This window comes from Acidiphilium sp. MT5, assembly GCF_054767495.1.
This window is the reverse complement of record NZ_BAABMR010000012.1, coordinates 12,693-24,940: the sequence shown is the minus strand read 5'-3', so window position 1 is coordinate 24,940 and position 12,248 is coordinate 12,693. Positions and strand designations below refer to the sequence as shown.

Sequence of the window (12,248 nt, the reverse complement as noted above, 5' to 3'; positions counted from 1 at the left end):
TCCCCGTCGAACTGCTTCGCCATGGCCTTAAAGTAGCGCCAATAAATGTCACTACGAAACCCCCTGCCCGCTCAGTTGCGCCGCTCCCAGCTCCAGCAGGAGGAATTGGCTGCCGGTGACCCATCTGATCGCACCGTTACTTTGGAAATTGAGGTAACCTCGTTCCACAGATCGCCCCTTGGCGGCGGCATCATGATCGGCCGCGACCAGCGACCCGAAGCCGCCCAAGGGCTCATCCGGGTCGTGATGAACTCCCAAATGTCGGTTCGGGAGCCGTCGTCAGGTGAGGCGTGGCGCGTGAGCGGACGCGAACGCGCCCACCAGGATTTCGGTATGCAAATCCATGCCTCCGTGGCCCTGCCGCTGATACCGACTGGTCGTGCGATTGTCCGATATCTTGCCACATCAAAGAAATTCACCGGGGTCGGCTGGAAGGCGGCTAATCGCTTGTGGGACCAGATGGGTGAGTCCCTCTACACGGTAATCCGCCAACGGGACTATGCGGCGTTGACGCCTGTCGTGGGCATGGAATGCGCCGTGATGATCGTGCAGGAATTCGGCCTCCTGGCTGACGAGGTCGATGTATTCCAATGGCTCGACCGTTATGGCGTCAGCGCCCGCACGGCCGCCGCAGTTGCATCAATCTGGGGTCGTGGCGCCATCGAAAAAATCAGCGCCGATCCATACACACTCGTCCTTCTTGAACCGTGGCGAGCCGTCGATGAACGCGCCCTTCGGCTCGGGCTGCAGCCGGATGATCCCCGACGGCTCCTGGCGGGTGTGGAGGAAGCATTCGCGCGGCGATATCAGCGTGGCCACACAGCGGCTCATAGGGGTGATATCGAGACCCAATTGAGACCGATCCTGGGGATACGCACGGTGCGCCAGGCAAGCGACGCAGTTGATCGTGCGCTTGATGCCGGACAAATCATTCAATGCCAAGATGGGTTGCTGCAAAGCCGATCAGCATGGTTCATGGAGCGCGAAGTCGAGCGAGCATTCCGTGAACGACTGAGCCGCGACAGCATTACTCCGCCCCCTGCGGAGATCGCGGCGGCAATTGCTGAAATGGAGGCACGCGATGGCTACCACCTCACCCAAGGGCAACGTGAGGCCGTCTACATGGCCGTCTCCAGTTCGTTGAGTTGCATTTGCGGAGGTGCCGGCACGGGGAAGACGACGGTGGTGAAGGCCATACTGGATGCGTCCGAAAGATGCTCCAAAGCGTTGCGGGCGGATCAGCGCAAGGATTGGCAATATCCTCAGGTGGCGCTCGCCGGACGTGCTGTGAAACGGATCGCGGAAGCCACCGGGCGCGAGGCAATGACAGTCGCACGGTTCATCCGGCAGCTGGAAATAGGTCGTAAAATTCGCCATGGCCTGCTGATCTTCGACGAGTCGAGCATGCTCGATTTGCCGTCCGTCTACCGGATCATTTCCATGGTCCCGGCTACAGTAGACATCTTGTTTATCGGAGATCCTGCCCAACTGCCGCCCATTGGTCCAGGGTTGTTATTCCAAAAAATGGTCGGCTGCGATCTCATTCCTCGGGTTTCACTGGATGTGATTCACCGCCAAGCAGACGTAACGGGCATCCCAAGAATTGCGCGAGATATCCGCGAGGGGCACCTTCCCCAACTGCCACGATTCAATCCTATGGAACCGCTGGCACCTGGGGTTTATCTGGCGGCCAGCCAAATTGGCGATGAAGGCAGCACCGCCTTGGGCGTCTATCAAGCCATGGCCGGAAGCCCTCCCCCATCCCTTCAAACTCAACGCCTTCATGATCTCGATATTCAAATCCTCTGCCCGACTAAGGAAGGGCAGAGCGGCATCAAACAACTCAATGGCGCTATTGAGAACCACTATATGGCCCGGCAGCCTAAGATTCAGGACAACTGGGGCTTATCGATCGGGTCTAAAATCCTTTGGTTGAAAAACAACTACAAGAAGGGGCCATTACTCGATGAAGGCGGCAACCCAATAAAAGATCGAGATGATAACATTATATATCAAGGGTTTATGAATGGCTCCCTGGGTATTGTGCGTCGCCCGACCGACAATGGTTGTTTCATCGAGCTGGATGATGGCGCGGCAGATGAGGTGCGTGTCCACGAACTGGAATACCTCTCATTGGGCTGGGCCATCAGTGTCCATAAGGCACAGGGATCTGCTTTCCGGCGCGTCATCGTTCCTCTGACCAGTTCGCGCGTGCTTGATCGAGCCTTAATTTACACGGCGGTAACCAGAGCGATCGACACCGTTGTTCTCGTCGGCGACATGGCATTGATCAAATCCGTTATTGCTGCGGCGCCCAAAGTGTCTGGTCGGATCGATGGTCTACAACTCCATACTCTTGATGATCCAGGTTAGCCGAAACCATGCCTGCGTGGCTCGATCGGAACGCTTCTATGAGCGCTCTTACGAGCGCTCTGGAATTGTCGGGGGTCATGCCGAGGAAACCAATGTAGAACTCGCGCTCCTTCGTTTGATCGAAAATCCGCATGATGGGGCATGTGCGGAGGAAGCGCACGGTGCCTCAGCGCGAGATGTTATTTCGGCTCTCAACGTCCACGTCCGTTGTCCGACTGGTATTGGCGTTCTCGCCACGGTCAACGCCGGTTTTAAGCGGCCCCCTTAGCGCGGCATTGTCGTCGTTCCCGACCAATCGGCCCATCCCCGGAACCTGTCGTTGCTGGCGCGGTCGCATGAAGGATCGCTGATAGCGGGATCGTTGGACAATCCGGTATCTGCTTTAGGGAGGGAGATGCGTCAAGTGGACCTTCGGTCAACTGAGCCCCGGCGATAGCGTCGCACCTCCACCTTGCCTTTTCCAGAGTCCTCAGCCGGCACCTACTGCCGACATGCGCTCAGCCCATATTTACTTTGGCCACAAACTCATGATTAAAATCTCTTCCGCAACCAACGGGATCTGGTCACATGAGAATCAACCATATAAAAGTCGTAAATTCGCCACCTATCAAACACTTCGAAGTATCTGAGCTCTCGGATTTGGTGGTTATCGCGGGTGCGAATGGATCAGGAAAGACACGACTGGTCTCACAGATTCTATCGGCGTTTCAGAACATCCAAACACCGAATGTCGAATTTATCATCGAATGTACCAACAACTACGAGAAGGAGAGCTTAGGTTCGAGTCCAATCCACTCGCTCGACCATGCGCGGAGGAGGAAGCTTCACGATCTCCTCCAGCAGAGCAGGCAACGAAAGAACTTTCGTAGCAGCATCATCTATTTTGAAAGTGATCGGTCGATCGCTCAGGTGAAACCTCTGACTTTCTCGTTCGAATTCGCGGACCCCGACACGGAGAACATCGGCTGGAACGTTACGATGCAACCATTTAAAGGTCGCTGGCAGGACACGCAGCACGCGATCTTCAAGAAAGTAATTACGCTGCGTAATCAACTAGGCAGTCAAGCCATGCATCTCCGAAGAGACGGAAAAGAAAGCATGGGGCTCGGATTTAGCGATCCTATTGAACCTTTCAAAGAAGCTTTCTCAAAGCTCCTAGCACCTAAAGTTCTGACTCAGCCCGATCTGCAGAATCAGAGACTAATGTATCAAGAGGGAGAAGAACAGAGGCCCGTTGACACGTTGAGCAGTGGGGAGCGGGAGGTGGTCAATATTGCCTTCGACTTTATCCTCCGTAAACCATGCGATTGCATAGTATTCTTTGATGAACCAGAGTTACATCTCCATCCCGAACTATTGAACAGACTAATTAAGACATTACAAACTTCTGGCGAACGAAATCAATTTATTCTTATTTCGCATTCCCCAGAAGTCATTGCATCATCACTCGATGATACCGTCATATTTCTTACGAAGGCAAAGGAGGATGGAAGCAATCAAGCGATCATTCTAAAGCCTGATAGCGAAACGACAGAAGCTTTATCGGCGCTGGGTCAGTCGGTTGGCGTTGTGGCACTAGGGAAAAAGCTTGTCCTAATCGAAGGCAACGATGCAAGCTTGGATGCAAAACTTTATTCTTCTATCGTGCAGGCGAAATATCCCGAGCTTGTGCTTGTACCCGCCGACGGAAGGGCGGATTTAGAGAACTTCGACCGATTAAACGAGAGGATACTCAATAGGACTCTATGGGGTGTACAATTCTTCATGCTCGCCGACCGAGATTGCAACGTGGCAACTAATGCGCAAAGTTCTCGGTTCCAAATTCTTCCACGGTACCACATAGAGAACTATTTTTTGGACCATTGTATTCTAGCTGAATGCTTCGAGCGACAGGAAACTGCAGACTCATGGCTTCGTGATCCCTCCCAGATAAACACCCGACTGCGAGAGATCGCGGAAAGGTACAAAAGCTATGCAGCAGCGTTGATTGCCACCGCCAAAGTTCGACGAAACGCGGGTAACGTGTCGGTCAAACCTAGTGGCATCCATAGCATGTCCAAGGAAGAGATGACGGAAGCCGCGCGGCAAAAGGCAGCTGCGGAGAAAGCGCGGCTGGATTCGGTTTTGGAGCCCGAAACCGTCGCTAATGCATTCTCCCAGGCTTATGATGAAATCGAGCGCCAGCTATCTGACGAGCAACTCTGGAAAGCTAACATCCCAGGCAAGCAAGTTTTTAAGCAGTTTTGTTCCGAAGCGAAGATACAGCCAGGTCGTCTGAAAAATATGTATATTGCTCTCGCCCTTGAAAGAAAACCCGATACGTTCAAAGAGATATATAATATATTTGAAGCGTTTCGACGTTTGTAAAAAGCGCACACGAATTCAGATGATTTTCGTACTTTTCAGCGACACTCGCCGCTGCCGAAGGGATCGGTCACTGGTAGTTTACTCTCATTGCCCGCTCCAAGCCTGCCATTCCGGTATCGAGACTTTCCGGTGGTGTCATAACAGCATTATGGTTGGCGGGATTGAGCATAATACGCAACGTGATCGCGCCTCACGCAGACAAGGTAACCAGTTGCGCCGTTTGAGGGTCATAGACATATTCGGTGATTGTGCCGTCCTTGATCTTTTCCACGGCGTCGTCGATCACGAACAGTGGCAAGAGGAACCATTCACGTGGGGTAACGGGATTGCCGAACCGATCTTTGATCTCAATGGCGAGCCTCGCGGGTTCAAATATGCGATGGATCAAGCTTTCCAGCTTGGTCCGACTAATGTTGAACAACTTATAGGTCGCCACAATTTCGACGTCGGCCAATAGGAACGTGGGGTCCAAGTTGGCATTAGTGATGCGTTTGGCGACGTCGCCACCCGTGACGCCAATCTTGTGAACGAGGTTGCGGTTAGCGGCGACAATCGGGTTATCCGACTTGCTGCGCAGCACATAGATTGTACCGCTTGCCAAGTCGTCAGCCTCATTTTTGCTGGCAAACAGCGGCCCGGCGTTCGGCTCTGACACCCTACGGCTCAGCTCATCTTTATACAGGGCACGTTGCAGTGAACGGAGCAGCAAATTACTCTCTGTGCCGTTGGAATAGATGACTCGGAGCCGCGCGTCGCTCTCGCCATTGGGTGCTTTGAACGATTCGCCGACTTCGGCGACATAGGCAATCTGACCGCCAAGGATAAAAAATTCACCGGCCTTGATGTCGGTTTTGAGGAAGCCCGCATCCTTCCGGATGGCCTGGGTAATCCGCATGCCGCTATCAATGTCACTCTGCACGGCGCTGAATATGGGCTTGAAACGGTCGAAGTCCTGACACCGCTGCCGGTTGGCAATTTCCTCCGCCGCACGCTTGTCGGCTGCGGAACGGACATGCCGCAACTCGGTGATGTCGTCTGGAACCGCGGTGTCCACGCCTAGCTGGGCCAGCAATTCGTCGTCGCTTATGCCATCGGCCGCGTCGGCCAGGGTGGATGATGCCCCCACCAGAAGCCCGCCATGATCGAATGGCTTTAGCAGAATGCGGCAATCGTCCTGCGCCCGAAGCCGGTCGAGCCGAACGGCGTAAAGCCTCTCAAAAATATCATGATCCTCACCGTGCCGCGGCGCCCGCCCATGTGTTGCTACGAAGCGTTGGATTTCCTCAAATCCGGCTATAATTCGCTCCTCTCGCGGAGTCCGGCCGGCATCTTTCTTCGCCTCGACCTCAACACCGAGCTCAGACAGCAGTGCATCATCCTCATCGGTAAAGCCCTTAGCCACGAGCAGCCTCCGCCTTCATGCGGGCAAGGAAAGCGACCCCTTCGGCCATGCGCTTCTCCCACGCGTCGGTCGACGTGATGGAAGGCAGCCGACCACGCTCTTGCTTGAACTTCAATGCCCGATGGGCCAGTTCTCGCGCCTCTTCCACGGTCAGAGTTGCTCGCTTGCCGGAAATGATGGCGGCAACCCGCTTCAGGCTGTCCTCGGTCATCGCCTTGGCAAGGATAGCATAGGCTTCGCCAAACGGATTAATGCGGTCGATCAAGTCGATATCCAGGTCGCGCACATCCATCGCAAATCGGCGCACGCCTTCGATGAAAGCCGTATTCGGGTTTTTCTCACCATCACCCTCCGGATCGCCCAGAGCGACCTCCTTGGCCTTCTGCGTGAGGTTCAAGGCCGTTATGGCATGCTGGCGGACGGCTTCTTGATCCTCTGCATCCAGTTCGGGGTATTTGTCCTTGATGATTTTACCCATGCGAAGCTGGGTCAGTTCTTCGGGCACAAGTTCCTGATCGAACAGCCCGCGTTCAATGGTGGTCTTATCCTGCACAAAGGCAGCGATCACTTCATTCAAATCCTGCTTGCAGATGCGGGTCGCCTCCTCGCTCTTGGGCTCAGCCAGCCCTTTGATCTCGATCTGGAAGGTGCCACGCTCCTCGTTGAAGCCAACATTGCACTTGTCCGCCTGATAGCCGCCCTCGCCATATTCAAAGCCCTCGACAGGGCCGCTAGCCGCGTTCTTGGGCTTAAACTCGAAGCGGGGTGCCAGCACCTGCTCCATGAGCAAGCTGGCGGCGATGGCCTTCAACGTGTCGTTGACCGCTTCGGTAACGGCTTCTTCGGAAGCGTCCGGCTCAGCGATCAGATTGGTGAAGCGGGCTCTGGTTTTGCCGGGCGCGTCGCGCGTCGCACGGCCAATGATCTGCACAATTTCGGTCAGGCTCGACCGATAGCCGACGGTGAGCGCGTGTTCACACCAAATCCAGTCAAAACCCTCCTTCGCCATACCCAGGGCGATGATGATGTCTACATGGTCACGATTGTTCTTCTGCGAGGCATCTTTTAGCGCGGCAGAAACGCGGTCTCGCTTGCCAGGGTCATCGTCAACTAAGTCAGCGATCCGCAGCACCTTGCCCTCGGCAGTCCTGATTAATTGGAAGCCGGTCGCCGGGTCGATGCCCTGCCAATCACCCAGCGCCTCAATGATATGCTCCACCTCCCTGATTTTATCCTTGGTGCTTTCACGGGAATTGACACTGGGAATATGAATGATGGTTTTCTCTGCGGGATTCAGGACCGCGAGAATCTCGTCGGCATAAGGGCCGGAATAGAAGAAATAGCCGATGTCGAGCTGCTTGAGATATTGATAGCCGTTCAACTGTTCATAGTAGGTGTAGGTTACAGTATCGAACTTGGCCTCGTCCTGGGGCGCCAGCACCGCTTCGGCGTCACCGCGGAAATAGCTGCCGGTCATAGCGACGATATGCACCTTGTCGCGGGCAACGAAGGCCCCAAGATGCAGGCCGAGCTTGTTGTCCGGGTTGGCGGAGACGTGGTGGAACTCGTCCACTGCAATGAGCCGGTTATCAAATGCCTCAATGCCGAATTTATCGACTGCGAAGCGGAAAGTCGCGTGGGTGCAGACCAGCACCGGGTCATCACTTTGCAAGAATGCCTCGACCGAGTTGACCTTCCCGCCGTTGTCTGACCCCGGCGCATCGCAGAGATTCCATTTTGGCTTGACCTGCCAGTCCGCCCAAAAACCAAATTGGCTCAATGGCTCGTCATGGAAGCTGGCACCGATACTCCGCTCCGGCACAACGATGACTGCCTGTTTTACGCCCTGGTTGGCCAGCTTATCGAGCGCGATGAACATAAGCGCGCGACTTTTGCCCGACGCGGGCGGCGATTTGATGAGCAGATATTGTTCGCCCCGCTTCTCATAGGCACGCTCCTGCATCGGGCGCATCCCGAGAGAATTGGCTTTAGTGGAGCTGCCGTTTCGGGCGTAGGAGACCGAGACGGAAGGGACGGATTGGGCTTCTGGCTTCATTTTCTCTCCCCCGCAACACTGGCAAGCGCCGCCTTCAACACCTGAAAGCAAACCTTTGCCGTATGCGCATCCGGTGTGAAGCCGGAAAGCATCTGTTCGTATGGATGGATGTAGTTGCGAAAGTCCCTCAGCCCATGGCTGAAGGTCTTTACGTCTGGCTTCAATATCCCTGCTTCACAGGCGACTTCTATGAACTGCGCGAGACTCCATTCATGAAAACGCTTCACACTGCCGTCATTGGTCTTCGGACTGGCTGAGGCTCTATTGAAGCGGGCTGGCTCTTTCTGCGCCGCCCCAAGCAGAACAGCCTCCAATACGCTACCACACAGGACGACGGTGGAGAGATATGCGCCCGCACCCATCGCCACCCGCGCTTCGTTAAGGCGGCTCTCAATGATCGGCATGGCTTGTGCCTCGACGGGCAGCTTTTGGATGTTGGGGATAGTAAACTCATGATGCAGGAAGTCGTCAACGGTTCGCGTCGATTTTATTGGCTCGGATACACCGGAAAGCCGAGCAACAATTCTACGTGACTTTTCGAGAATGGGTGTTTCGGGATCACGGTTGTTCAAAGCGCAATCAGCCTCGTAGGCGTCCAACATCTCCCCTAGCACTTTGCCGACTAGAGCATCCGTCTCCTGCTCCCAAAACGACCGCATCTTCTTGGCCTTGGATGTCCCGTGCGTCTGATATTTCTGGCCGTGGATGCCGATCCTGTGGCGATTAAAAAAATCACCGAAAGATGCATCGGTAAAATCCAGAACGTAGCCACCTTGCATCCTTAGCAGCTTTTCAAAATATCGCTTTTCGATTTCAGTAAGGCTACTCATGCCGCCCCTACATTTCGTTTCGCTCTCGCACTAGTCCCGACGGACATCTTCGCGTATAGCTCGAACAGCTTTTCCAACCGCTCAGTATCATTTCTGAACCGCCGACCGATATAAATGCGCTCCAGCACCTCGTCGTTGCGTTCATGCGCGGCGCGCAAACCGGCTGGCATATTATCCGGGTCATAAAGATCAGCGATGGTAGCCGGGAAATGCGCCTCGCGGGCGAGCAGAATATCCTCGGCGCAACGCTCGAGGTCGGCCTGGTTTTTCTCGGTAAGCGTTGGCAAGGGGAAGGTGTTCCAGCCCAGGGTGTTTGTGTAGGAGTAGTCGGTTCTCATCCGAGCACAGACGGCAGCAACCCAAGTCAAGTTGAGCCGAGAACATATGATTGCTAGGGGCCACAACTCCCGACCTTGAAGTATAAATGCTTTGTTAGATACTACCGTGCCGCTAGCAAGCAAAGCCGCAGGCAGATAAGGACGATTTTCCGAGCTAATTACGGGTACACAGATCACCGGTGCGTTCGGCAGAGGCTTTCTTTCATCGAATCTGTATGGCCAATTTGCAGCCTTAACCGTCGCGGATTTTTGGCTTTCCAGCCGAAATCGGCGTACCCGGTCAATCCGCGCACGGATGCTGGCGATACATTGAGCTCTATCGACTGCTCCATCGGCTATCCAAATACAAAATCGATGACTGCCAGAGATCAACTCCCTTGAGCCGACGAATGGACGGATAAACAGAGCGCGATCATCGTCGTTCAGCGCGAGTTCTGCGACTTCATTGTACTCTAGGATAAGGTGCCCGCCATCTGTAGGCGAGTTACCTCGCGCCATTTCCGGCAAACCGGAAAGACTCTTCGCCAAAGGATGGATAATGACATCGGCCCCGGTGATCAGATAAGCATTTATTTTTTCTGCGTCTTTAGAAATCAGAGAGCCGTCATCTGCCACTGAAACCAGTGAGCGGCGAGTCCCAGCATGATTTGATATACCGACAATCACAACAGTGACACCAGCTTTATGACTGGCCAAGTTAGCCCATTTAAAATTGGTATGAGCGAAAGCAATTTCGTGCCCCGTCGCAAAAATCAAGGGCCACAGGAATGGCACTTGCTGACCCTGACAGATCGAATTCGTTGCCACGAAAGCGGCGACTGCACTGGTCTTCACCCCATAATCAGCGGCCTTCATGAACCACCCAGCAACGTAGTCGAGCGATTTCCAGCTCTTAGTGCGCCCGTCGAAAATCGCCCCAAGATCAGATTTTTGTTCGTCAGATTGCCACTTACTGCCTTTATACGGTGGATTACCGCAGATATACGTCTCACCGCCCTCATTCTCAAAATCGATTTCCGCCTGGTCGAGGGGAGTGGCAAAAAGATCATCGGCATGATGCTTCACCCCCGTCCCTGTTGGCGGGCAGATGCTCAACCAATCTAGCCGCAGGGCATTGCCGCAGGTAATCCAGTTCATCGCGTCCAGTGGCAGAAAATCTTGCAATGCCTCCTGTTGGCCGCGATAGAGCACATCGCACTGATATTCAGCGATGATCAGCGCCAGCCTAGCGATCTCTGCCGGAAAATCGCGGAGCTCGATGCCGCGAAAATTGGTCAGCGGGATGTCGGTGCGCCGATTGGCTTCGCCACGGCGTTGATTGATCTCAGCCTCAATCGCCCGCATCTCCTTATAGGCGATGACCAGAAAATTGCCCGAGCCGCAGGCGGGATCAAACACCCGAATTTTCGCCATGCGCTTGCGCAAATTCAGCAACATGCGCGCGTTGTCACCCGCCTCGGCCAGCTTGGCTCGAAGATCATCCAGAAACAGCGGATTGAGCACCTTCAGGATGTTGGGCACGCTTGTATAATGCATGCCCAGCGCGCCGCGCTCCTCATCATCCGCCACTGCTTGGATCATAGAGCCAAAAATGTCTGGGTTGATCTTTTTCCAATCCAACCCGCCAATATGCAGCAGGTAGGAACGGGCGATTTTGGAGAAGCGCGGTGCATCAGTGGAGCCAGAAAACAAGCCGCCGTTAACATAGGGAAACTGGTCTGCCCAGCGCGGAATACCCGCCCCTGCCCGCTTATCAACCTTGGTATTCATGGCGCGAAACAGTGTGCCAATCACCTCATGGGTGTTCGAGGAGTCACGCGTGCTCATTTGCTCAATGGTCGCGGTAAAGGCACCCACACCGTTGAAAATATTGGTGTCCTCGGCGAAGAAACAGAAAATCAACCTTGCCATGAAATGGTTCATATCGTGGCGGCGGTCTGCAGTGCCCCAGTCGGGGTTATCTTTCAGTAGCTCGATATAAAGTCGATTCAGACGACTGGTGGCCCGAATATCGAACGAGCTTTCGCGGATCTGCCGAACGGTAGTGATGCCGGCCAGTGGTAGGAAGAAACCGAAATGATTTGGAAAATCCGCATAGTTGCATGCAATTGTCTCACCGGATTCCAGTTCCTCAGCCTCAAAGCTGTCACCGTCTGTGGCGAGAATGAACCTCACCTTGGCCTTGGCAGTGGTGGGGCTGGCCCGGAGTGCGACAAGTGTCTGGGGCACCGCACCGGGGTTAGCGACGGCAATGTGGATATTACTCCGCTGGAGAACGCCGCCCGGCAGGTCGGACCCGTTGGTTGATCCAGCGCGTAGCCGCTTGATCGTTGTGTCCTTGTTCCCGAAGGCGGCGAGGAACTGATAAGGAAACTCGGCAGCGTCGAATGGCTTTTCGGCCAGTTCGGTGACGGCTTCCTCGATCTCGACCGCGTTCATATCTCGCTCCGCCCTTCATCGACCGGTGGGGCGAAAGGCTTAACTTTGATTGCACCTGCCCGGCGCATCACTTCAGCGAGCTCATAATCGAGTTGCCGGATCAGCCATTCACGAGCGGGCGTGCCGAACGCCTTTTCGAGTCGCACGGCCATCTCGGGCGAAATTCCTGACTTAGCGTTGAGCAAATTGCTAAGGGTCTGTCGGTCGACCCCAAGGATTAGAGCAGCGTTGGTGACGCTCAACCTGTATTTTTCAAGGTAATCTCTTCTAACCGTCGCACCCGGGTGCGTTACCTGCCGATTGGTGTCAACCATGATCAGCTAAACGTATAGTGATAATCGACACTGGGCAAGTAGCAACCAGGACCATTGGGATTGGCATACGTTGAGAGTTACAACAAAATACGATTGGGAGCGACGGTTGAGACAGATATCCTGTTTTCG

At 54.6% G+C, this 12,248-nt stretch carries 8 protein-coding genes; 2 read left to right on the top strand and 6 right to left on the bottom strand.

Annotated features, from left to right (window positions below; translation table 11 throughout):
• Positions 1-45 precede the first annotated feature (45 nt).
• Positions 46-2,373: an ATP-dependent DNA helicase gene (locus ACYUCQ_RS13140; RefSeq protein ID WP_460255000.1), complete on the top strand. Its 2,328-nt coding sequence runs from the start codon at positions 46-48 to the stop codon at positions 2,371-2,373.
• Here the strand turns inward: ACYUCQ_RS13140 and ACYUCQ_RS13135 are convergent.
• Positions 2,300-2,533 (bottom strand): glyoxalase superfamily protein, encoded by a 234-nt coding sequence (locus tag ACYUCQ_RS13135; protein ID WP_460254999.1) that lies wholly within the window; start codon positions 2,531-2,533, stop codon positions 2,300-2,302. The genes ACYUCQ_RS13140 and ACYUCQ_RS13135 overlap by 74 nt on opposite strands.
• Positions 2,534-2,940: 407 nt before the next feature.
• Between ACYUCQ_RS13135 and ACYUCQ_RS13130 the strand changes: the two genes are divergently transcribed.
• Complete coding sequence (locus ACYUCQ_RS13130; RefSeq protein ID WP_460254998.1) at positions 2,941-4,740, top strand: AAA family ATPase; 1,800 nt, start codon at positions 2,941-2,943, stop codon at positions 4,738-4,740.
• Between the two features lie 190 nt (positions 4,741-4,930).
• Here the strand turns inward: ACYUCQ_RS13130 and ACYUCQ_RS13125 are convergent, their stop codons facing one another.
• From ACYUCQ_RS13125 to ACYUCQ_RS13105, 5 genes are read right to left on the bottom strand one after another with little or no spacing between them, the layout of a single operon-like run.
• The gene (locus ACYUCQ_RS13125) at positions 4,931-6,142 is read right to left on the bottom strand and encodes a GIY-YIG nuclease family protein (RefSeq protein ID WP_460254997.1); all 1,212 of its coding nucleotides are present in this window, start codon (positions 6,140-6,142) and stop codon (positions 4,931-4,933) included.
• Complete coding sequence (locus ACYUCQ_RS13120) at positions 6,135-8,198, bottom strand: DEAD/DEAH box helicase (RefSeq protein WP_460254996.1); 2,064 nt, start codon at positions 8,196-8,198, stop codon at positions 6,135-6,137. Before ACYUCQ_RS13120 ends, ACYUCQ_RS13125 begins: the two co-directional genes overlap by 8 nt.
• A complete protein-coding gene (locus ACYUCQ_RS13115) occupies positions 8,195-9,028 on the bottom strand; it encodes a hypothetical protein (protein ID WP_460254995.1) in 834 nt (277 codons plus the stop codon). The genes ACYUCQ_RS13120 and ACYUCQ_RS13115 overlap by 4 nt, the downstream gene beginning before the upstream one ends.
• Complete coding sequence (locus ACYUCQ_RS13110) at positions 9,025-11,805, bottom strand: class I SAM-dependent DNA methyltransferase (protein ID WP_460254994.1); 2,781 nt, start codon at positions 11,803-11,805, stop codon at positions 9,025-9,027. The genes ACYUCQ_RS13115 and ACYUCQ_RS13110 overlap by 4 nt, the downstream gene beginning before the upstream one ends.
• A complete protein-coding gene (locus ACYUCQ_RS13105; RefSeq protein ID WP_460254993.1) occupies positions 11,802-12,119 on the bottom strand; it encodes a HigA family addiction module antitoxin in 318 nt (105 codons plus the stop codon). Before ACYUCQ_RS13105 ends, ACYUCQ_RS13110 begins: the two co-directional genes overlap by 4 nt.
• Positions 12,120-12,248 lie beyond the last annotated feature (129 nt).